Source organism: Streptomyces sp. NPDC050315, from assembly GCF_040655775.1.
In the GTDB taxonomy this organism is placed as follows: domain Bacteria; phylum Actinomycetota; class Actinomycetes; order Streptomycetales; family Streptomycetaceae; genus Streptomyces.
Genome location: NZ_JBFAKN010000004.1, coordinates 392,130 through 412,889, shown reverse-complemented (window position 1 = coordinate 412,889; position 20,760 = coordinate 392,130). Strand labels below are relative to the sequence as shown.

Annotated in this window: 20 protein-coding genes and 1 tRNA gene; 19 read left to right on the top strand and 2 right to left on the bottom strand. The window is 70.0% G+C overall.

Annotated features, from left to right (window positions below; translation table 11 throughout):
• The first annotated feature begins 220 nt into the window (after positions 1–220).
• From AB0I82_RS17115 to AB0I82_RS17075, 9 genes are all read left to right on the top strand, one after another.
• The gene (locus AB0I82_RS17115) at positions 221–478 is read left to right on the top strand and encodes a DUF6284 family protein (protein ID WP_363258053.1); all 258 of its coding nucleotides are present in this window, start codon (positions 221–223) and stop codon (positions 476–478) included.
• Positions 475–921 (top strand): Pycsar system effector family protein, encoded by a 447-nt coding sequence (locus AB0I82_RS17110; RefSeq protein ID WP_363258052.1) that lies wholly within the window; start codon positions 475–477, stop codon positions 919–921. Before AB0I82_RS17115 ends, AB0I82_RS17110 begins: the two co-directional genes overlap by 4 nt.
• Positions 918–1,454: a hypothetical protein gene (locus AB0I82_RS17105; protein WP_363258051.1), complete on the top strand. Its 537-nt coding sequence runs from the start codon at positions 918–920 to the stop codon at positions 1,452–1,454. The genes AB0I82_RS17110 and AB0I82_RS17105 overlap by 4 nt, the downstream gene beginning before the upstream one ends.
• Positions 1,451–2,461, top strand: coding sequence for a DUF2637 domain-containing protein (locus tag AB0I82_RS17100; protein ID WP_363258050.1), 1,011 nt, complete (start codon positions 1,451–1,453; stop codon positions 2,459–2,461). The genes AB0I82_RS17105 and AB0I82_RS17100 overlap by 4 nt, the downstream gene beginning before the upstream one ends.
• Entirely contained in the window at positions 2,461–2,841 is a 381-nt protein-coding gene (locus AB0I82_RS17095) for an RRQRL motif-containing zinc-binding protein (RefSeq protein ID WP_363258049.1), read from the top strand. Before AB0I82_RS17100 ends, AB0I82_RS17095 begins: the two co-directional genes overlap by 1 nt.
• Positions 2,842–2,852: 11 nt before the next feature.
• Complete coding sequence (locus AB0I82_RS17090) at positions 2,853–4,751, top strand: hypothetical protein (protein ID WP_363258048.1); 1,899 nt, start codon at positions 2,853–2,855, stop codon at positions 4,749–4,751.
• 98 nt (positions 4,752–4,849) lie between these two features.
• Positions 4,850–7,051: a hypothetical protein gene (locus tag AB0I82_RS17085; protein WP_363258047.1), complete on the top strand. Its 2,202-nt coding sequence runs from the start codon at positions 4,850–4,852 to the stop codon at positions 7,049–7,051.
• A 227-nt stretch (positions 7,052–7,278) separates the two neighbouring features.
• Positions 7,279–7,473 carry a hypothetical protein gene (locus AB0I82_RS17080; RefSeq protein WP_363258046.1) on the top strand — a complete coding sequence of 65 codons (195 nt, stop codon included), beginning with the start codon at positions 7,279–7,281 and terminating at the stop codon, positions 7,471–7,473.
• A 27-nt stretch (positions 7,474–7,500) separates the two neighbouring features.
• Positions 7,501–7,974, top strand: a complete 474-nt coding sequence (locus tag AB0I82_RS17075; RefSeq protein WP_363258045.1) for a hypothetical protein — start codon at positions 7,501–7,503, stop codon at positions 7,972–7,974.
• A 47-nt stretch (positions 7,975–8,021) separates the two neighbouring features.
• Here the strand turns inward: AB0I82_RS17075 and AB0I82_RS17070 are convergent, their stop codons facing one another.
• On the bottom strand, positions 8,022–9,020 hold the full coding sequence (locus tag AB0I82_RS17070) for a hypothetical protein (RefSeq protein WP_363258044.1): 999 nt from the start codon (positions 9,018–9,020) through the stop codon (positions 8,022–8,024).
• Between the two features lie 130 nt (positions 9,021–9,150).
• Between AB0I82_RS17070 and AB0I82_RS17065 the strand changes: the two genes are divergently transcribed.
• From AB0I82_RS17065 to AB0I82_RS17045, 5 genes are all read left to right on the top strand, one after another.
• Positions 9,151–10,011 carry a bifunctional DNA primase/polymerase gene (locus AB0I82_RS17065; protein WP_363258043.1) on the top strand — a complete coding sequence of 287 codons (861 nt, stop codon included), beginning with the start codon at positions 9,151–9,153 and terminating at the stop codon, positions 10,009–10,011.
• Between the two features lie 2 nt (positions 10,012–10,013).
• A complete protein-coding gene (locus AB0I82_RS17060; protein ID WP_363258042.1) occupies positions 10,014–11,489 on the top strand; it encodes an ATP-binding protein in 1,476 nt (491 codons plus the stop codon).
• 490 nt (positions 11,490–11,979) lie between these two features.
• A complete protein-coding gene (locus tag AB0I82_RS17055) occupies positions 11,980–12,174 on the top strand; it encodes an excisionase (protein ID WP_030258598.1) in 195 nt (64 codons plus the stop codon).
• Entirely contained in the window at positions 12,171–13,634 is a 1,464-nt protein-coding gene (locus AB0I82_RS17050) for a tyrosine-type recombinase/integrase (protein ID WP_363258041.1), read from the top strand. The genes AB0I82_RS17055 and AB0I82_RS17050 overlap by 4 nt, the downstream gene beginning before the upstream one ends.
• 174 nt (positions 13,635–13,808) lie before the next feature.
• Positions 13,809–14,489, top strand: coding sequence for a hypothetical protein (locus AB0I82_RS17045; protein WP_363258040.1), 681 nt, complete (start codon positions 13,809–13,811; stop codon positions 14,487–14,489).
• A 176-nt stretch (positions 14,490–14,665) separates the two neighbouring features.
• On the opposite strand, the gene AB0I82_RS17040 is transcribed toward AB0I82_RS17045, so the two are convergent.
• Positions 14,666–14,737, bottom strand: a tRNA-Arg gene (locus AB0I82_RS17040).
• Positions 14,738–14,928: 191 nt separating this feature from the next.
• Between AB0I82_RS17040 and AB0I82_RS17035 the strand changes: the two genes are divergently transcribed.
• The 5 genes from AB0I82_RS17035 (at position 14,929) to thrC (ending at position 20,604) form a co-directional block, all read left to right on the top strand.
• Positions 14,929–15,390, top strand: a complete 462-nt coding sequence (locus AB0I82_RS17035; protein ID WP_363258039.1) for a response regulator — start codon at positions 14,929–14,931, stop codon at positions 15,388–15,390.
• Between the two features lie 147 nt (positions 15,391–15,537).
• On the top strand, positions 15,538–16,683 hold the full coding sequence (gene nrtL / locus AB0I82_RS17030; RefSeq protein ID WP_363258038.1) for an ArgS-related anticodon-binding protein NrtL: 1,146 nt from the start codon (positions 15,538–15,540) through the stop codon (positions 16,681–16,683).
• Positions 16,684–16,708: 25 nt separating this feature from the next.
• On the top strand, positions 16,709–18,100 hold the full coding sequence (lysA, locus tag AB0I82_RS17025; protein WP_363258037.1) for a diaminopimelate decarboxylase: 1,392 nt from the start codon (positions 16,709–16,711) through the stop codon (positions 18,098–18,100).
• Positions 18,101–18,220: 120 nt separating this feature from the next.
• Complete coding sequence (locus AB0I82_RS17020; protein ID WP_030258583.1) at positions 18,221–19,513, top strand: homoserine dehydrogenase; 1,293 nt, start codon at positions 18,221–18,223, stop codon at positions 19,511–19,513.
• An 8-nt stretch (positions 19,514–19,521) separates the two neighbouring features.
• Positions 19,522–20,604: a threonine synthase gene (thrC, locus tag AB0I82_RS17015; RefSeq protein ID WP_363258036.1), complete on the top strand. Its 1,083-nt coding sequence runs from the start codon at positions 19,522–19,524 to the stop codon at positions 20,602–20,604.
• The last annotated feature ends 156 nt before the right edge of the window (positions 20,605–20,760 follow it).

Here is a 20,760-nt window from a genome sequence, read left to right as displayed (position 1 = left end):
TACGCCTGCTCGACGTGCGGCCACAACGGCAACGCCTGATCGACCTACCGCCCCGATGGTCGCAGGCCGGGTTCGACTCCCGGCCGGGGCACCGCTGCCACAACCGGCAGCTGAGTCGCCCGCCCTCTGCGGGCGGCTTCTTCTTCAACGGCGCGCGGCTCCGGTGCTGGCACACCGGAGCCGCTTTCGGGCCGTTCCATCTGTGAGAGGACCACGACCCATGAAGCACATCGCTGCTGATCAGGCGGCTGTTACCGCCTCGGCGCTCGACGGGGAGCCGTCGGCCGCGGAGCTGGACGCGATCGAGCGCGAGATGCCCGTCATCGAGGCGGAGGTCGAGCTGCTGGACGTGCAGCTCAGCCTGCTGGACCGGCCCGTCTCCGAGCTGGACACCCGCCGTCTGCGCCGGGCCGCCAACAAGGTGCTCGCCGCCCGCGCCGAGCTGGCCAACCAGGCCGGGACGGGGAAAGCCGCGTGAGCACGCTGAACACCAACCTCACCGCGGCGCACGCCGAGGTGAAGGCGGAGATCACCCGGACGGACAACAAGACGGCACTGCTGCTGGCGTTCGTCGGCGCAGTGCTCGCCGGGACCTGGACGCTCGCCCACGACCTGCCGATGAACACGCCCGCCTACCTCGTGGGCGCGCTCGGTATGGCGCTGCTGGTCGCGGCGGCCGGTCTGCTGCTGCGGTCCGTGCGCCCGAACCTGCGGGGCCGGCACGGCTTCCCGCTGTGGGCCACCCTCACCACCGAGGAGATCAGCGTCGTTGTCGACCGAGACCTGGCCGCCGACATCGCGGGACTCTCCCGGCTCGCAGTCGCCAAGTTCACCTGCCTGCGCCGTGCGGTCGACCTGACCTGCGCCGGCGGGGCACTGCTGACCACTGCTGTGGTGATCGCGGCAGGGGGTGCGGCATGATCCGCATCGTCACCCGCACCCACCTCGCCCAGCTGGCCGCCGAGCTGGATACCGCCCGCGCCCGCACTCGTGAGGTGCAGGAGCAGGCGGACGCGGCGGACGGCGCCCACATCCGGGAGACGTTCGCGCTCACCGCCCGCGCCGAGGTCGCCGAGAAGAAGGCCGAGACCACCCGTCAGGAAGTCCGGTCGCTCCAGATCACGCTGGAGGACACGGCCGCCGAGCTGGCCGAGGCCCGTACCGAGTTGACCGGCATGGCGAAGCGTCTGGAGGAGCTGAGCCAGACGCCGACGGATGCGTTCATGGCGCTGCTGCTCTTCTACGGCCAGCCTCACAGCATCCACCCCGACCAGCAAGCCGCCTACGCGTATGCGGCCACCCTGGGGGCCCCGCTGAGCGGTTGGGGCCCTGCGGATGAACGCCCTGCAACGGAGGTGCGGTGGCGGTGCGTGCCGTTCATCTACGACGCCGACGGCGACCACTTCCGCAGCGTCACCGCGCCCGCCATCGAGCCGTCGGGAGGTGCGGGATGAACGGTGTTCAGGTGCGTTCAGCCGAGCGCGCACTGTCGGCCGGCACGTGGCTGATCGTGGGCGGCGCGATGCTCTACTCGATCCTGACCGTCACCCCGCTGATGGCCGCCCACACGCCCGACGGCTGGGTGTGGACGGCCCCGATCCTGCCGCTGGTGGTCGACGCCGCGGTCGTCATCGTGGTCCGCCTGGACTCGGTCCTGGCCCGCCTGGGCGGCCATGGCGGACGCTGGTCGATCGTGCTGCGATGGATGACCGGCGGCATGACCCTGGCGCTGAACGTCGCCGACTCCGCCCTGCAAAAGGACCTGGTCGGGGTGGCCGTCCACTCCGTGGCGCCGCTGCTGCTCATCGTCACCGCAGAGACCAGCCTGGCCTACCGACGGGCCATCACCACCGCCCTCATGGCCCAGGAGGCCCAGCAGCGCGCCGACCGGGAAGCCGCCGAGCAGGCCGCCGCAGAGCGGCGGGAGGCGGCGGAGCGCCGGGAGCGGGAGCGGCGCGAGCACGACGCACAGCTCGCCCGTGAACAGCGTGAACACGAAGCCCGCCTCATCCGTGAACAGGCTGAACGCGAAGAGCGGGCGCGTCGGGAGGAGCGTGAGCGGGAAGAGGCCCGCGAGCGTGCCGAGCGCGAGCAGCGTGAACGCCGAGAACGTGAGCGTGAACAAGAGCAGCGTGAACGTGAACGCCGTGAACGCGAAGCCGCTGAGCGCCGTGAACGCGAGCGGCAAGAGCGCATCGAGCGTGAACGCCGTGAACGCCAGCAGCGCGAGGAGCGGGCCGCGCGTGAACGCGACGCTCTCCTGGCCGCCGGGCCGGCCACCGAGAAGCTCCCCGAGGACCAGGCCCGGGCCAGGGTGCAGGCCGCGTTCGCGGCCGAGCTGCCGGTGCGGACCGCGGCCGAGCTGACGGGCTGGTCGGTGGGCTGGGTCTCCAGCCGCTACCAGGAGCTGCGGGACACGTCCCGTCCGGTCAACGGCACTGCGCTCGCCGGTAGGCCCTGATGCGGTTCTACGACCCGAAGGGCCTGCGCTACGGCATCCCCACCTATCCCTTCCGCTTCGCCCCGGACGGGCTGGCCACCCGCCGCCAGCTTCGCGCCCGCGGGCTGCGGCCGGGTGGTCAGGAGGTGGCCGCGCAGATCCTGTGGCACTCCCGCCGCTACCAGCCCCGCGGCAGGTGCGGCCTGCGGGTCGCCTACCTCTACCGCCTCGACCTGGCCCTGCCGGTCCGGCCGATGACGCCCGCGAAGTGGGCGGCGCTGGCCAAGGCGAACACGGCCCGCCGCACCTGCCCCGAGTGCGGGCTCGATGCGGGCTACCCCCTCCCCACCTCATTCGGCATGTGCCTGGCCTGCGCGGATGCTTCCGCGCAGGCCGCATAAAGGAGGCTCCCATGCCCTCAGCAGCAACCGAGACCAAGCCCCCCACCACCACAACCACCCCCGAACCGGTGACGCGGCAGCAGAAGGAGCCCGTGGCGCAGACCAAGGAACCGGCCTCGGCGCCGGGGCAGACGCTGGCCGGGGTGCTGATCCCCGGCGGCGCTCTGTCCGGCCTGATCGGGTTTTGCTGGCTGTCTCACCAGTTCGGCCTGCCCGCCGTCCTGTTGGCCGTCGTCGCCTGCTCCGCGGTGGCCACCGCCGCCCTGGTGGTGAAGACCGGCCGGCGCATCCGCCGTTCCGGCGCCGGCCGCCTGGGACGGGCGTCCTCGCGCTCACCCGGCACCCGACACCGCGCCCCTTCGGTCTCAGGCTCTGCGGGGCGTGGTGGCGCGGGCGGTGGTCGGGTGCCTGCCGCCCGTTCAGGGACCGGCTCCCTGGCCCGCAGGGGCGGAAGTTCTGCAGCCTCCGGGGCTCTGGCCGGTGCGGCCCGGAAGCCGGGCGGCCCGGCCGCCTCCAAGCTGCGGAAGCCGCTGGCCAGTGCCCCGAACACGGCGGGCGGCCAGCCCGCTTCCTTGGGGCGCAACGCGGCAGCCACGGGCGGCACCGGCCGCCGCACCGCCCCGGCCACCGCCTCACCGCGCACGGCGCGCAAGCCCGGTGCGGTGGCTTCCCTGACCAAGCCCGGCGCCGCTGGGATGGGCGGAGCGAAGACGGGAGCGGCGGGGCGGCTGGCCCGGACGCTGGGCCGCAAGTCGCCCACCACCGCGGCCCACACCGGCGGCTCACCGAAGCAGGGCAGCGCGCCGCGTAGGGCAGGCTCCAAGGGTGGCTACAAGGCCGCGCCGCAGCACGGTTCCAGCCCGGCCACGACGCGGGCCCGGAAGGCCGCGAAGGCCATGGGCAAGGCGGTCAAGGGCAACCGCGGGCAGGTAGGCGGTAGGCAGCCGAACACCGGCAAGCTCAAGGCCCAGCCCAAGCCTCAGCGCCATGCGAAGAAGAAGACCAAGCCCGCCACCGGCAAGGGCAAGCACACGTCGAAGAAGCAGAAGCGGCAGTTCGCGCCCGCGGCAATGTCCGCGCTGCGGCGCGGCCAGTACTGGGCGGGGCGCAAGCTGCGCAAGCACACCAGCGCCCTGGCCCGCCACCGGCTGCGCAAGGCCGCCGTCCCCTTCCGGGCCGGGGCGCGCGCGGCGGCCCGCTACGGCTCGCCGCTGCTGGCCCACGCCTGGCGCCTGGGCTCCCGCGCCCTGCTGAACGGGCATCTGGCGCTGGGCTCGGTGCGGTTTTCGACGATGGGCCCGAACTGGCTCCGCCCGCTGGCCCGCGTCTTCCACACTCTGACCACCCCCGCCGCCCGGGCGCTGGCCTGGGCCGGTACCTGGGGCTGGCTGAACCGCTGGATGTACCGGCACACCGGCGTCGGCACCACTCCCACCACCCCGCGCCGACCGGCCGCCGCGTCCCGCCGGACGAGCACGGTGCACCGGCCGGTGCACAGCCCGACCCGCGTCCTCACCCCTGCGACGAACGGAGTTCCTGTGTCCTCCATCGAGCCCGCGCTGCCGCTGCAGTACGCCGCCGACGCCGTCCGCACCGCCGGCGCCATGATGGTGCTCAACCCGGCCGCGAACATGATCGGCTACGAGTCCACCATCAACAGCCTCGCGGAGATCCAGCGGGCCATCGGCGACGTGATCGCGATGGCCGCGCACTCCAGCCGGGAGAACTTCAAGGTCAACCCGGCCATCCCGGACGCGTACGACGACACCGCCGTCTACGCCCACGCGCTGGCCGGACGGCTGGACTCGATCCCGACGCTGTACCGGATCATCCACGCCGAGCAGATCGACAACATCGAGAACCCCACCGTCCAGGGCGCCAAGTGGGACCAGTCCGCCAACTGGCAGTAACCCCGCACCGCCACACCGCAGGCCAGTCCGCGACACGATCCGTCGCGGACTGGCCTGCGGGCTTCCGGCTCCTCCTCGATCGAACGGAGACCTTGCTCATGCTGAGCCGTCCCAGCAACCACGAGCCGATCCCCTGGCGGCACGGCGTGGTGTCCACCCCGCTGTTCACCGCTGCCACCGTCTACGCCGGCGGCCTTGGTCTCGGGCTGGCCGCAGATGCGGGCCATGCGCTGCCGCTGGGCTGGATCGGCGTCGGCTCCCTCACCGGCATCGCCGCCGCGGCCACCTCCCGCTTCCTCCGCACCTCCGGCCAGTCGAAGTTCCGGCGCTGGTTCCACACCGGCTTCACCGCCACCTGGACCAGCGCCGCCTACGCCTGGATCAACTGGACCGCCCACGGCAGTCCCTGGACGCTCGCCTCAGCCGCCGTCGTCGGCGCCGCCACCGCCGCCCTGACCCCGTTCTACGCAATCGACCGGGGCCTGCGGGCCGAGGAGATCGCGGCCCAATGGGCAACCGAGGCCGGCACCGGGTACGGCGACCGCGCCGAATGGGCACGCCTGTTCGAAGAGGTCGGGGCGCGGGGCGTGGAGGTCGGCAAGAGCCAGCGCACCCGCGGCGGCTACGCCATGCCGCTGAAGCTGACCAGCACCTCTTTCGAGCAGCTGCTGACGATGCTTCCGGCGCTGGAGACCCGCAAGGGCGACATCCGCCCCGGCTCTCTCCGCCTGGTCCGCAGCGAATCCGGGCTGGCCTCCGAGGCGATGCTGCACGTCACCACCCGCAACGTGCTGGCCGAGACCATCAACCTGCCCGACGACTACCACCCGCTGACGATCCGCGAGCCGCTGACGCTGGGAATGCTGGAGTCGGGGGAGCCGATCGAGATTCTGTTCCGCCAGGTCAGCATCATGATCGCGGGCATGAAGGGGTCGGGGAAGAGCGTCCTGCTCCACGTCATCATCTCCTTGCTGACCCGGTGCACGGATGCGGTGATCTGGATGATCGACATGGCGCAGGGCAACACCGCCAAGCGCTGGCTGCGCCCCTGGGCCCAGCAGTGGAAGGACGCCGACGGGCGCCTGATCGACCGCCCGATCCTGGACTGGGTGGCCACCGACCCGGCCGAGGCGGTGCGGCTGCTGAACGCCGCCCTGGCCATCACCGACGGCCGCGCCCGCCGGATGAAGGGCGGGAAGATCCAGCCCAAGGACACCGAACCCGCCGTCATCGTCCTCTCCGACGAGAACTCGGACCTGATGGCGTGGACCCCGGAGGCACTGAAGGCGAAGATCCGGCTGCTGAAGAAGGGTCGGAAGGCCGCCGTGGACGTGGTCGACGCCGTCCAGCGCGGCACCGGCCCCAACACCGGTGGCGGCGAGGTCGATTCGCAGTACGACATCACCATCGGCATGCGCTTCGCCAAGAAGCAGGAAGGCCAGTTCGTCTTCCCCGGCCACTACCAGCAGGTCGACCTGGCCAAGCTGCCCGGCAAAGGCAGCCTCTACATCCTGGATCAGGCCCGTGCGCAGGAAGGCGGGATCGGCCCGGAGCGCGGCAAGGTCTACTTCGCCAACGACGAAGACGAGCACGCCGACGGCACCCCGCGCCACGACATCGAAGAACTGGCCGTGGCGCGCTGGGACATCCGCCCCGACCTGGACGCCGCGGCCCAGGAGGACGCCGCGCCGTTCGGCTACCACGAGCGTTGGTCCGACCCGGAGCGGATCGCGTGGCTGCTGGACGCGCTGGGCCTGCCCACCCCGGCTGGCACCGGCGCCCGCACCGCGGCGAGCGGAACGACCACCGCGGGCGGCCACGCCGCACCGGGACAGGCGGCGGGGGGCCTCGGGACGCTCACCCCGATGAAGCCCATCGAGTACTACATCGAGAAGGCCAAGAACCCTTCAGCCGAGCCGCCGCAGGAGCCCACGGCCCCGGCTACCGAGCCCGCCACGGGTGGGGGCTCGGGCAACGGCGGTGAGGACGACCCGCAGGTGGCGGCCGCCATCGCGCGGGCCCTGGCGGAGTTCGAGCGCATCACCGAACAGGCCGCCGAAACCGCCCACGAGGAGGAGCCGGTTGAGGCGGCGCCGGCCGGGCCGGAGTGGCTGCCGACCGCGATCGATGCGATCGAGTCCGCTAGCGCGATGGGCATGAAGCCCGCCGCCATCGCGGAGATGGTCGGTCGGGACCGCAAGACCGTCCGCGAAGCCCTCAAGGCCGCCGCCGAACGCGGCGAACTGGTCTACCGCGACCGCGGTCCGCACTCGGTCTACGTCCACCCCGACCACGCCTGACCCTCACGCTCAGTTACTGGGTAGTGGGTAGCGGGGCGCGACACCCCACTACCCACTAACCCCATGAACCGCTCACCTGGGGGTTCTCAACAGGGGCTCCCCAGTAGACACCCCACTACTCACTACCCAGTACTCACTACCCACTGCAGCTACACACCGTGACCACCCCGTGGGCGGCTCTTCCTCTCCGAAGGGCCGCCCACCGCCGTACCGACGGGAGCTTTTCTGTGGCCCTGACCGTTTCTGCCGCCGTCCTCTTCGGCGCCCTCGCCTTCTTCCTCATCCGCGGCCGCCAGGTCGGCGTCGGCAGCGCGCTCGTGCTCTTCCTCTTCGGCTTCTTCGCCGCCGAGACCGGAGCCGCCAAGCCGATCTACGCCGCATGCCAGGCGATAGCCGGTGTCCTCACTCAGCTCACCGCCTGACCCCGCCCGCCCGTTGGAGGAGGAACCGTGGACCACCAGCCCGCCTACTCGATCACCACCGCTTCCGCTCAGCAGGCTCCCGTCCGCCTCCATCAGCCCACTGCGCTCCGGATGCCTGTGCACGAGATCCCGCCCGGCGTCGAACTGGTCACCCTCCCTGGTGGCGTTCGCACCCTCGCTTACACCCAACCCCCGACGGCGCCGCCAGCCGCCACGGCCCCGACCGCGCAGTCCATCCCCGCCTGGGCCAAGACCACCGCCCTGCTCGTGCCCACCACTGGCTTCGGCATCGGCGCCGCCGGAGTCGGGCTCTCCTACGCCGCACCGGGACTGATCGCCATGAGCCACGCCCTGTGGGCCGCCGTCGCCTTCATCGCCACCGGCGGCGCCGCGGCCGTCGCCCTCATCAGGCGCTGCCGCCGCCCCGCGCCCACCCAGATCACCCAGAACATCACCGCCACCGGCCTCTTCGGCCGCGCCAACGGCACCATCAACCAGTGAGCTGATGGCGTGTGGCCGCCGCGAGATGCGGCGGCCACGGGGGCTGCTCAGTCGGTCAGCGGGAAGCCGGCGAACCCGGTGTCGGTCTGGTAGACGAGCCGCACGCCTTCAGCATCCAGCAGGGCCTTGAGGTCCGGGCTGGGCTCGCTCGGCAGGAGCACGGCAATCCGCAGGCCATCAGGCTTGGGCACGTGGCGCCGGTAGTCGGCGAGCTGCCCGATAGCCATCCGCACGTTGTTGCGGGTGGTCTGCCCCTTGGCCTCGTAGAGCACGTGATCGGTCACGTCATACAGGTCAGGGGTAAGAGCACCGACCTCGCCGGCGAGGGTGATCTGGAAGGTCTTCACCTCGTGGCCGGCTGCAAGCAGGTGCTTCTTGAAGGCTTCCACCAGCAGGCCCTCGCGACGGACGACCGTGCGCGGTCCGCCGGGGATGTTCGCGATGGTCTCAGCGGTGGTGTGCTGCTCGGCGTTCTTGTCCTTAACCCCCGGCTGAGCGGGGATCGTCGGCTTGACGTCGATCTCCTCAAGCCCGTCCGCCGTGGCCGGCGGCAGCTCATCGTCGGCAGTCCAAGCCGGCGTCGACCAAGCCACGGGCCGAAGCCTGAAGACCAAGGCATCGCGCATCTTCTTGTCACTGCCGAGCCCGCGGCGGACTTCGACGGGCTTGATCGGATCGACACGCATCTCGCCGATGTAGCGCTGCTGCATCTTTCCGCTGCCCGGCACCCTGCCGTGGGCGACGAACAGGTGGAGCTCCCGCCCGTCCTCGACGTGGTACCGCAATGACTTGTTGCGGCTCTTCAGCTCCTGATTCCCCTTGGCGCCGTAGCCCGTGTACAGGTACAGCGGGCCGTACTCGTCATCCTCGGCACGGCCGTCGAAGGTGTACCCGTACTCCTCGCCCGCGGAAGGGTCGGAGTACACGAACACCTTCTTGGCCTCTGCGGCCGGCTCAATGCCCTGGAAAGTTCCGCAGCCGTAGGCCGCTGCGATCTCGTCACGGGTCGTGATCAGGCCCGGCACCAGCTCAATGGTCGTCGTCATAGCGGCGACTCTATGCAGCACCACTGACACACCATCACCGGTTTTCACACAGACCAAGGGCGGCCCCTCTCGGCAAAGACCGGGCCGCCCTCGTCCACCTGCCCTCAACAGACCTGTGGAGGACTCCAGCATGACCCAACCCACCCCCATCCGGCGACCCGCCGACCCGCTGCACACCGCGCTGGAACTGGCGACGGCTGGCGTGCCGGTGCTGCCGCTGCGGGCGGGCAAGGTGCCCTTCGGCAACTGCCGCGCGTGCGCCAAGAACGCCTGTGGCGGGCGGCCGAACATGAAGACTTCCGGCCCTTGCGCCTGCCCGGCGCCCTGTCACGGCTGGGCCGCCGCCACTACTGACCCCCGCGTCATCGACTCCGCGGCGTGGGCGCGGGCGTGGCGCGAGGCGGCCGCGGTGGCCTACCACCCCGGCGGCGCCGACCTCACCGTCGTAGACCTCGACAACCCGGACGCCGTCGCCTGGGCCCGCCAGACGCTGCCGCCCACCCGCACCGTGCCCACCACGCGCGGAGAGCACTGGTTTTATCGCGGTGCGATGCGCTCGGCCAACGGGGTCCGGCCGGGCGTGGACATCAAGTCGCGGATGTCCTACGCCCGGTGGCTCGACCCCGGCAGCGGCGCCCTGGTGGCGTTGCCGGACCAGGTGCGCGCGCTGATCGCGAAGAAGCCCGGCTCGGTCCGGCCCGCCCCGCAGGCCATCAGCGTGCCGGCTGGGGAGGGGGAGTGCCGTCACCGCACGCCCGCTTATCTGGAGCGGGGCATCGCGATGGCCGAGCAGCGCATCACCGAAGCCTGCGAGGCGGTCCACAACACCGTCTACCGGACCTTCCTGGCCGTGCTGTCGGCCCATGGCCGGTGCGGCTGCCTCACCGACACCCACGTCGCGCGGCTATTCACCGCTGCCCAGGCCAAGGGGGAATCGCAGCGGCACTGCACCGATGCGTGGGCCAACGCCCGCACCACCTTGGGACTGTAGCCATGTCCGACGACGAGAAGACCCCGGCCCGCGAGGTCATCACCGACTACGCCCAAGCGCACTTCCGCTACTTCCGCACCGCCGACGGGACCGTGTTCGCGCAGAAGAACGGCCACCCTGTGGCCCGTCCCATCCGCTCCCAGGGCACCTCCGGCAGCCACCGACAGGAACTCATGATCGGCCTGTTCAACGACGGATACGGCGTGTTCAACGGCACCGCCCTCAAGGAGGCACTGGACTTGATCGAGGCACTGGCGCTGAGCCAGGACGTACAGCCCGTCCACATCCGCGTCGCACCGGGCTTCGACGGCGCGACCTGGCTTGACCTGGGCCGCAACGACGGACAGTCCGTCCGCATCCACCCCACCGGCTGGGACATCCTCACCCCCAACCCGAGCGAGGTGTGCTGGCGACGCACCCAGCTCACCGGGGAGCTCCCCCTGCCGGCCAAGGACACCGACGGCAAGGGCATCGACCTCCTGCTCCGGCTGTGCAACTTCGCGAACGCCGAGACCGAGTGCCTGGCCATCGCCTGGCTGATCGGCTGCCTGGAGCCGTCCGTGCCCGTCCCCGCCCCCTTCCTCACCGGCCCCCAGGGCGCCGGCAAATCGACCGGCGGCCGGATGCTGGTGAGAATCATCGAAGGTATGAGCGGCGACCTGCGCCGTGCTCCGAAGGACGAGGAGAACCTGATCGCGGCCGTGGCCGCCGGGTGGGTTACCGCCCTCGACAACCTCTCCCACCTGGCCCCGGACCTCTCCGACCTCATGTGCTGCATCGTCACCGGGGCCGAGACCATCAAACGGGCCCTGTACACCGACGGCGACGTGGTCCGCGCCCGCTACCGCCGCCCCCTGCTTCTGACCGGCATCGACGTGGGCGTCATCCGCCCTGACCTCGCCGAACGTCTCCTGCCGCTGCGCCTGGAGCGCCCCACCGTCCGGCGTACCGAGGCCGAACTGTGGCGCGACTTTGAGGAGGCCCTACCCGTGATCCTTGGCTCCCTCCTCGACCTCACCGTCAAGGTCCGTGCGGCCGAGGCAGACATCCCCACAGACCTGCGCATGGCGGACTTCGCGCACCTGTGCGCGCAGCTCGACGCGGCGACCGGCTTCGGGGCGCTAAACGCCTACCGAACCAGCCTGGATGACCTCAACGACGACGTCATCGAGGGCGACCTCCTCGCACAGACCGTGCTCAAGCACGCCGCTGGCCTCGAAGCGGGCGCAGAGACGCGGATGACGTCTTCTGAGTGGCTGCACTGCCTCACCGGTCTCTACGCCGGCGAGGACTTCCGTCCCCTGCCCAAGGGCTGGCCCACCACCGGAAAGGTCCTCTCCGACCGCCTCAAGCGCCTCCAGCCGACCCTGGTCGCCCGTGGCGTCTTGATCGACTGGGGCCGCACCAAAGAGGGCCGCTACATCGAGATGACCCGCCGCCCGGCCCAGTCGCCACACCAGCAAGAGCCGATGCTCTGACCGGCGAACCAGCCCGCGGAACAAGCAAGAAGAGCACCGCCCGCCAGACGACGCGCGGGGTGCTCTTCTTGCTGTTCGGCGCCTCGGCGCCGCCCTATGGTCGCGCCGCGAAGCGGCTCCTTCTTCATGCCTTGAGGCGCGCACTACAACAGACACGCCCTTTCTCTTTTCCTAAGAGAAGAGACGCTGCGTCACCTGCGTCACCCAAGGGTCGAAACCGGCCCCTGACCTGCCGCTATAGCGGTGACGCAGGACGGCCGTGCCTGCGTCATCCTGCGTCACCTGCGTCACCAGTGACGAGCGCCCGCGTCACCCGGTGACGCACCCCGATTCCTCTGCGTCACCCCAAAGTCGCAGGTCAGGCGCGTAAATGACGCAGGTGACGCGGTGACGCAGAAATCCCTACCTCGGACAGACGCGGGCTCCTGAGAGCCCGCGAAACTAACTCCACCTCGACTCCGGTGATCAAAACAGAAGAGAGGACGGCTGAATGAGCGCCCGTGTGCGGGACGAGAAGATGACGATCAAAGAGATTCTCGCTGACCTCAAAGTGGCCCCGGCGACCTTTCATCGGTGGCGCCAGCTCGGGAAAGCTCCCCGCGCGATCAAGCTGCCGAACGGGGACGTGCGCATTCGCCGGTCCGAGTATGAGCGGTGGCTCGCGGAGCGGGAGGACGCTGCGTGAGCAAGGTGAACGGCACCTCGGCCGGGGCGACTCGCGGGTCGGCCCGGCCGGGCTTTTCCTTGGACATCAAGTTGTGGAAGGTCTCGAAGACCGGACGAAAATCCCGTCCGTACCGCCTGCGGTGGGTGGTCGCGGGGCGAGTTCACAGCGACACATTTGCCACGTCGGCGCTCGCCGAAAGTCGGCGGTCGGAGCTGTGGCAGGCCATGAACCGACGTGGTGAGGCGTTCGACGTCGAGTCCGGCTTTCCGGAGTCCGAGGTCCGTGCCGCGGCCGAGGCAGCAGAAGCGGCTGACGCCAAAGCGCCGTTGCGGTGGTTCGAGTTCTGCCGGAAGTACGTGGCTGGTCGGTGGCGTACGAGCGCGGCCAAGACCCGTGAGGGCATGGCGGACGGCCTTGCGGCTGTTGCGCTCGCCATGGTCCACCGCGGGAATGGAGTCCCGCAGGACACAGAGCTTCGGTTGGCGTTCCGCTGGGGCATTGTGCCCGCGAATGCAGGAGAGGAGCCGCCGGCCGATCTGAAGGCTGCTTACGACTGGCTCACGACGGAGGACCGGCCGGTCGTCGACCTGGTGGACGCCGAGGTTTTCGAGGATGTGCTGTACCGCCTTAGCTACCGATTGGACGGCACCCCGGCAGCTGGCGATACGTATAAGCGGCGCCGCCGCGCGCTGAATACTGCCCTCGAACACGCCGTAGTGGCCGGAGAGCTTCCCGAAAATCCTCTCTCCCGCACCCGCCGAAAGCATGCCGGTTCCAATGATGTGGTGGATCGCCGCGTCCTCGTGAATGCCGTGCAAGGGCGCCAGTTGCTCACCGCCGTCTCGTACGTCGGATCGTGGGATCGCTGTCGTGGACGGCGGCTCGTGGCCTTTTATGCGGCCATTTACTACGCAGGGCTGCGGCCGGCGGAGGCGGTCGGACTGAGGTGGTCGGACTGCGACCTGCCGGAGACGGGCTGGGGGACGCTCACGCTGCGGGAGACGCGGCCCGTCTCCGGCAAGCAGTGGACCGATTCTGGTGAGCGGCACGACCGCCGGGGTCTGAAGGCGCGGGAGGCGTCCAGCGACCGGCCGGTCCCCATCCCGCCTGTCCTCGTCGCGATCCTTCGGGCTCACCTGAAGGAGTTCGGGACGGCCAAGGAGGGGCGCGTGTTCGGCAACGAGCGAGGGGGAGTGGTCGGCTCGTCCACGTACTGGCGCGTGTGGGAGGAAGCCCGGCCGTACGCCCTGCCGCCGGATCGGGTCGACTCGCCGCTGGCTGGGCGCCCGTACGACCTGCGGCATGCGTGCATCACCCGGTGGTTGAACGCCGGCGTGCCCATCGCAGAGGTGGCCCGGCGGGTCGGCAACTCGCCGGAGGTGATCCATCGCCGGTACCACGGCTGCATCGACGGCCACGAGGAAGCGGCAAACCTGAAGATTGCGAAAGCCCTGGAGGAAGACGGCGACGCGGTGTAGGCCGCATATACCTAGGGTGGCCCGGCCCTCTCGGCCGCCCTAGGTGTGACCAAACCCTTCTGCTGCTGGGATTCCCGGAGCGGCAGCGTTGACAGACCACGCGATCGGCGTATGAGAACGGGCCACCTTCAGTCCTGACGTGGTCAGCTGTAGCTACAGGTAGGAGGTTGAGTAATGAGCCCTATCACGGCTCCGGGAGTCCCGCTCGCGCTCTGGGAATATATGGCTCGGCAGGTCAAGCCTGCCGTGGAGCATCTCTGCGAAGAAGATGAAAGCTCGAACGTAGCATTCTTCGAAATGGAAATTTCATTTGAAGGGGCTGACGCGGCGAATGTGGGGCGTCTGCTCGACTACCTGGACTTTATGTTCAGGTGGACTGAGTCGGTCGTAGATCATCTTCAAGATGCTGTGCCGCCCGCTGCTGTTGAGCCCACTCATCACAAGGTGCCTGTATTCGAAATCGTCTCAACGCGACCGGGATCCTTCCGTGTGCGAATCCGAGCAGTTGCGTCAACCACGGTCCTGGTTGTTATTAGTTTCCTCAATCTGTTTAATGCAGCCGCTGAGGCGATCGATCACGTATATGGTTGGCGCCATGATAGGGCGACAGTACAGACTGGGCGGGAGGGGCGCGAAACGAGCGCTACGTCTCTGCCGGGTCCAAGTGATGAGGCTGCGCATCAAGCTTGGCAAATTTGCGGCAAGCCGGAGTCGTTTGTGGAGCTCCGATCCCATTTCAAGACGGCAGACGGCGTGGATTGGTATTTCTCGGCGAAGTACCCTGCTCATGAGTCTGACCGTGACGATCTTTACTTGCGACGGATCTCGAAAATCCTCGCTCAAGGCAGCGACTAGCGACACCTTGTCGCGCCCGCCCGGGCTGCGTGCCAGTAGGCCCTGGGGTGTGTCGGAGGTGTGTCGCGGACAGTGGGCGACAACGAGAGAGGGCGGGAGTCAGTGAGACTGACTCCCGCCCTCTTCTGCCGGCATCCGCCCTGGTCAGCGCTTGATTGCTGCTGATACTTGGCGAGTGCCCCCGGCAGGATTCGAACCTGCGCACACGGCTCCGGAGGCCGTTGCTCTATCCCCTGAGCTACGGGGGCGTGTCGGGCGCTGTGCGCTTGCGACGGGTAGAACACTACCAGCTCGGCGGGGGTGGTCAGGAACGGGTTTCGGGAAGGGGGCGTAGCGCATCGGGGCGGGGTGGTCCGGGTGATCGGCGAAAGGTCCCTCGCACGGGGTGGAAGTGGGGAAAACCCGGACGCAGCAGGTGGCGCGCGCCTAGTCTCAATATGTGCCTGGCTTGTCCGGCCGGGTCCTTGTTGTCGATGACAACAAGGTCATCCGGCAGTTGATCAGGGTCAATCTCGAGCTGGAGGGCTTCGAGGTCGTGACCGCGGCTGATGGTGCCGAGTGCCTCGACATCGTGCATGACGTGTGTCCTGATGTGGTGACGTTGGACGTCATGATGCCGCGGCTGGATGGACTGCGTACGGCTGAGAAGCTGCGCGCCGATCCTCGGACTCGGGAGCTCCCCATCGCCATCATCAGCGCGTGTACGCCGCTGGAGGTGGACAACGGTGCGGCCGTCGGGGTGGACGCGTTCCTCGCCAAGCCGTTCGAGCCGGTCGAGCTCATACGGACCGTGCGCCAGTTGTTGCGCGGGATCCGCGGCTCCGGGCCTGGAGGCGGGCCGGCGGACGGGGCGGCCGATGCCGATCCGGATTCCGAGCCCGCCGTCCGGCCCACGGGGTGACACGGTCGGTACGGCGGGCAGTGCGGGGGCGCGGGGGGATGCGAAGCGTGGATGAGGGGCGGGTGAGGGGCGGGAGGCGGCGCGGGGAGTGTCCGCGGTGCGAAACCCGTTCGCATACCCACCCCGGTTCTCCCATACGCTTGTCCTGTGACTCCCGCTGAGCTCTCCCGCACCGTCCTGCGCTCCGTGCGCGGGGCGCTCGAGGCGCGGGAGCTTTCGCTGGGTGAATCCGATGTGCCGGAGACGGTCGACGTGCGGGTGCCGCCGCGGCCGGGTTGCGGGGATTACGCCACGAATGTCGCGCTGCGGCTGGCCGGTCCCGCCGGGTTGTCGGCGCGTGAGGTGGCCGGGGTCGTACGGAAGCGGCTGGCGGCCGCGCCGGGGATCGCAGGGGTCGAGGTCGCCGGGCCCGGGTTTTTGAACATTACGTTGGGGGGCGGCGCGCCGGCCGCGGTGGTACGTGAAGTGCTGGAGGCCGGGCCCGCGTATGGGCGCGCGGTCGGCGCCGCCTCTCCTATCGGGCCCGCGTACGGACGTACGACGGCCGATGGAAGCACCGCCGGCCCCGTCCCCCGTATAGACCTCCGCCCCGCCCCCGGCCCCCGCGCCGCCGTCACCGCTGAAGCCCTGCGGGCGATCATGGAAGCGGTGGGGGAGGGGACGGCCTCAGCCGGGGAAGAAATCCGCCCCGTCCCCGTGAAGGACGCGGCCGGCCGGTACGTGACCGCCGAGGAGCTGGTCGCGCGGCTCGGGGGCGATGAGATGCGGTGGGTGTTGCTGTACCCCGCCGCGCACGATCATGTGCGGGTGCCGGAGCGGCCGGTGCAGCGGGAGGGCAATCCGCGGTTCCTGGTGCAGTACGCGTACGCTCGTACGTGCGCAGTGTCGCGCAACGCCCGTGACCTGGGGGTCGACGACCCGGCACCCGTCCGCGGCAACCCGGCGGACGAGCCGATCGGCGACCTGCCCGGCAGCCCGGCCGACAACCGGGCCGGCGATCCGTCCGGTGACTCGTACGACATCCCCCACACCCCCCTCCACGCCGCACTCGCCGCCTACCCCGCGGTGCTCGAAGCCGCCGCGCGGCTGCGGGCGCCCGATCGGCTGGCGCGGCATCTGGAAGTGACGGCCGAGGCGTGCCTGAGCTTCCTCGCCACCTGTCCGCCGCTGCCTGCCGGAGAGCAGAAACCCATGGCCGTTCACCGCGCCCGGCTGGCCGTTGCCCAGGCCGCCGGTACGGTGCTCGCGAACGGCCTGACCCTGCTGGGCATCTCCGCACCCGAACATCTGTGAACTTCCGAGGGGATCTCCCACCGCCATGAGCCGTTCCGCGCACCCCGCAGGGCCCCGTCACGCCGACGTACTGCCCGAAGGCCACTACACCGCGCCGCCCACCGACCTGAACAGCCTCGACCCCCGGGTCTGGTCCCGTACGGTGCGCCGCAATGAGGACGGTGTCGTCACCGTCGGCGGCATGAGCGTCGCCGACCTGAAGGAGCAGTTCGGTACGCCCGCCTACTTCCTCGACGAGGACGACTTCCGGGCGCGGTGCCGGGCGTGGAAGGACGCCTTCGGGGACGAGGCCGATGTCTTCTACGCCGGGAAGGCGTTCCTGTCGCGCGCGATCGTGCGCTGGCTGTACGAGGAGGGGCTGAACCTCGACGTCTGTTCCGAGGGCGAGCTGGCCACCGCGCTGGCGGCCGGGATGCCGGCCGAGCGGATCGCGCTGCACGGCAACAACAAGAGCGAGGCGGAGATCCGGCGGGCCGTGGAGGCCGGCGTCGGGCGGATCGTGCTGGACTCGTTCCAGGAGATCGCCCGGGTCGCGCACATCGCCGATGAGCTCGGCAAGCGGCAGCCCGTGCAGATCCGGGTGACCGTCGGCGTCGAGGCGCACACGCACGAGTTCATCGCGACCGCGCACGAGGACCAGAAGTTCGGGATCGCGCTGGCCGACGGGCAGGCCGCCGAGGCGGTGCGCCGGGCGCTGAAGCTCGACGGGCTGGAGCTCATCGGGATCCACTCGCACATCGGGTCGCAGATCTTCGACATGGCGGGGTTCGAGGTCTCGGCGCGGCGCGTGGTGCAGCTGCTCGCGGAGGTGCGCGAGGAGCACGGCGTTGAGCTGCCGGAGATCGACCTGGGTGGCGGGCTCGGCATCGCGTACACGCCGGACGACGATCCGCGGGAGCCGCACGAGATCGCCAAGGCGCTGGGCGAGATCGTTCGCCATGAGTGCGAGGCCGCGGGGCTGAGCGTGCCGCGGCTGTCCGTCGAGCCCGGGCGCGCCATCGTGGGGCCGACGGCGTTCACGCTGTACGAGGTCGGCACGGTCAAGGAGCTGGAGGGCCTGCGGACCTATGTGAGCGTCGACGGCGGGATGTCGGACAATATCCGTACGGCGCTGTACGACGCGGAGTACAGCGTGGCGCTGGTCTCGCGGGCTTCGGACGCCGCTCCGATGCTCTCGCGGGTGGTCGGCAAGCACTGCGAGAGCGGTGACATCGTCGTGCGGGACGCGTTCCTGCCGTCGGACCTCGCGCCGGGTGACCTGCTGGCGGTGCCCGCGACCGGTGCGTACTGCCGGTCGATGGCCAGCAACTACAACCACGCGCTGCGGCCGCCGGTCGTGGCGGTGCGCCAGGGCGAGGCCCGGGTGATCGTCCGCCGGGAGACGGAGGAAGATCTCCTGCGGCTCGATGTCGGATAAGTGAAATAGATGTCTCGGCATCTGGACGAGGGATAGGAATTCCCGTCCGGTGCATGAGACTGGTCCATTGCGAACACGGAAATGGCCGACGTGGTCATATCGAGGAAGAGCAGAGGTCGAATGATGCGTACGCGTCCGCTGAAGGTGGCGCTCCTGGGCTGTGGTGTTGTCGGCTCAGAGGTGACGCGCATCATGACGACGCACGCGGACGACCTCGCCGCGCGCATCGGCGCGCCCGTGGAGCTCGCGGGCATCGCGGTGCGCCGTCCCGACAAGGTGCGCGAGGGCGTGCCGGCCGAGCTGATCACCACGGACGCGACCGCGCTGGTCAAGCGCGGGGACATTGATGTCGTCATCGAGGTCATCGGCGGGATCGAGCCCGCGCGGAAGCTGATCACGACCGCCTTCGAGCACGGTGCGAGCGTCGTGTCCGCCAACAAGGCGCTGGTCGCGGCGGACGGCGCGGCGCTGCACGCGGCCGCCGAGGAGCACGGCGCCGACCTGTACTACGAGGCCGCCGTGGCGGGCGCGATTCCGCTGGTCAGGCCGCTGCGCGAGTCGATGGCCGGGGACAAGGTCAACCGCGTTCTCGGCATCGTGAACGGCACGACCAACTTCATCCTCGACAAGATGGATACGAGTGGGGCCGGGTACAGCGAGGCGCTCGATGAGGCCACGGCCCTCGGATACGCCGAGGCCGATCCGACCGCCGACGTCGAGGGCTTCGACGCCGCGGCGAAGGCCGCGATCCTCGCCGGGATCGCCTTCCACACCCGGGTGACCATCGATGATGTGCACCGCGAGGGCATCACCGAGGTCACCGCGGCCGACATCGCCTCCGCCAAGCGCATGGGCTGCACGGTCAAGCTGCTCGCGATCTGCGAGCGCGCCGCGGACGGCGAGTCGGTCACCGCGCGGGTCCACCCGGCGATGATTCCGCTGACGCACCCGCTGGCATCCGTGCGCGAGGCGTACAACGCGGTCTTCGTGGAGTCGGACGCGGCCGGACAGCTGATGTTCTACGGGCCGGGCGCGGGCGGCTCGCCGACCGCCTCGGCCGTCCTCGGCGACCTGGTCGCCGTGTGCCGCAACAAGCTGAGCGAGGCCACCGGGCCCGGCGAGTCCGCGTACACGCAGCTGCCGGTCAGCCCCATGGGTGAGGTCGTCACCCGCTACCACATCAGCCTCGATGTGGCCGACAAACCCGGCGTCCTGGCCCAGGTCGCCATGGTCTTCGCCGAGCACGGCGTATCGATCGATACGGTGCGCCAGCAGGGCAAGGACGGCGAGGCGTCCCTCGTCGTCGTCACCCACCGCGCCGCCGACGCCGCGCTGTCCTCGACCGTCGAGGCGCTGCGCAAGCTGGACACCGTCCGGGGCGTCGCCAGCATCATGCGGGTCGAAGGGGAGTAAAGGAACCCATGTCTGCCAATACGAGCGCCGGTACCACTCATCAGTGGCGCGGCATCATCGAGGAGTACCGCGACCGCCTGCCGGTCAAGGACACGACCGAGGTCGTCACCCTGCGCGAGGGCGGTACGCCTCTCGTGCCGGCGCAGGTGCTCTCCGAGCGCACCGGCTGTGAGGTGCACCTCAAGGTCGAGGGTGCCAACCCCACCGGTTCCTTCAAGGACCGCGGCATGACGATGGCCATCACGCGGGCCAAGGAAGAGGGTGCGCAGGCCGTCATCTGCGCCTCCACGGGCAACACTTCGGCCTCCGCCGCCGCGTACGCCGTACGGGCGCGCATGGTCAGCGCCGTCCTCGTCCCGCAGGGCAAGATCGCGCTGGGCAAGATGGGCCAGGCGCTGGTGCACGGGGCGAAGATTCTCCAGGTCGACGGGAATTTCGACGACTGTCTGACGCTCGCCCGCGGCCTTTCGGAGAAGTACCCGGTCGCACTTGTGAACTCCGTGAACCCGGTGCGCATCGAGGGCCAGAAGACCGCGGCGTTCGAGATCGTGGACATGCTGGGCGACGCGCCCGACATCCACGTGCTGCCGGTCGGCAACGCCGGCAACATCACCGCGTACTGGAAGGGCTACAAGGAGTACGCGGCGGACAGCATCGCCTCGCGCACTCCGCGGATGTGGGGCTTCCAGGCGTCCGGCAGCGCGCCGATCGTGCGCGGCGAGGTGGTCAAGGACCCGAGCACGATCGCCACCGCGATCCGCATCGGCAACCCGGCCTCCTGGTCCTTCGCGGAGGCCGCGCGCGACGAGTCGGGCGGCGCCATCGACGAGGTGACCGACCGTCAGATCCTCGCCGCCTACCGGCTGCTGGCCTCGCAGGAGGGCGTCTTCGTGGAGCCGGCCTCGGCCGCTTCGGTGGCCGGTCTGCTCAAGGCCGCCGAGGAGGGCAGGGTCGACCCGGGCCAGAAGATCGTCTGCACGGTGACCGGCAACGGCCTGAAGGACCCGGACTGGGCGGTGGCCGGTGCGCCGCAGCCCGTGACGGTTCCGGTCGACGCGGACGCCGCCGCGGAGCGCCTCGGCCTGGCGTGACGCCGACGTCCCGGGCCCGCTGGGTCCAGGACAAAAATTCGGCCGGAAAGAGCCGGTCGGAACGGGTTCCACGGGGCCGGCGCGACTGTCGCACCGGTCCCGTTCCGCCCCACAGGGCAAACCCTGCAAAGGCTGCAAAGTGAGTGGTGTGGCATG

Bases quoted from the DNA above. Each gene is read 5' to 3' on its own strand.
- AB0I82_RS17115 (WP_363258053.1), top strand. From the start codon at position 221: ATGAAGCACATCGCTGCTGATCAGGCGGCTGTTACCGCCTCGGCGCTC.
- AB0I82_RS17105 (WP_363258051.1), top strand. From the start codon at position 918: ATGATCCGCATCGTCACCCGCACCCACCTCGCCCAGCTGGCCGCCGAG.
- AB0I82_RS17100 (WP_363258050.1), top strand. From the start codon at position 1,451: ATGAACGGTGTTCAGGTGCGTTCAGCCGAGCGCGCACTGTCGGCCGGC.
- AB0I82_RS17095 (WP_363258049.1), top strand. From the start codon at position 2,461: ATGCGGTTCTACGACCCGAAGGGCCTGCGCTACGGCATCCCCACCTAT.
- AB0I82_RS17090 (WP_363258048.1), top strand. From the start codon at position 2,853: ATGCCCTCAGCAGCAACCGAGACCAAGCCCCCCACCACCACAACCACC.
- AB0I82_RS17085 (WP_363258047.1), top strand. From the start codon at position 4,850: ATGCTGAGCCGTCCCAGCAACCACGAGCCGATCCCCTGGCGGCACGGC.
- AB0I82_RS17070 (WP_363258044.1), bottom strand. From the start codon at position 9,020: ATGACGACGACCATTGAGCTGGTGCCGGGCCTGATCACGACCCGTGAC.
- AB0I82_RS17065 (WP_363258043.1), top strand. From the start codon at position 9,151: ATGACCCAACCCACCCCCATCCGGCGACCCGCCGACCCGCTGCACACC.
- AB0I82_RS17060 (WP_363258042.1), top strand. From the start codon at position 10,014: ATGTCCGACGACGAGAAGACCCCGGCCCGCGAGGTCATCACCGACTAC.
- AB0I82_RS17055 (WP_030258598.1), top strand. From the start codon at position 11,980: ATGAGCGCCCGTGTGCGGGACGAGAAGATGACGATCAAAGAGATTCTC.
- AB0I82_RS17045 (WP_363258040.1), top strand. From the start codon at position 13,809: ATGAGCCCTATCACGGCTCCGGGAGTCCCGCTCGCGCTCTGGGAATAT.
- lysA (WP_363258037.1), top strand. From the start codon at position 16,709: ATGAGCCGTTCCGCGCACCCCGCAGGGCCCCGTCACGCCGACGTACTG.
- AB0I82_RS17020 (WP_030258583.1), top strand. From the start codon at position 18,221: ATGATGCGTACGCGTCCGCTGAAGGTGGCGCTCCTGGGCTGTGGTGTT.
- thrC (WP_363258036.1), top strand. From the start codon at position 19,522: ATGTCTGCCAATACGAGCGCCGGTACCACTCATCAGTGGCGCGGCATC.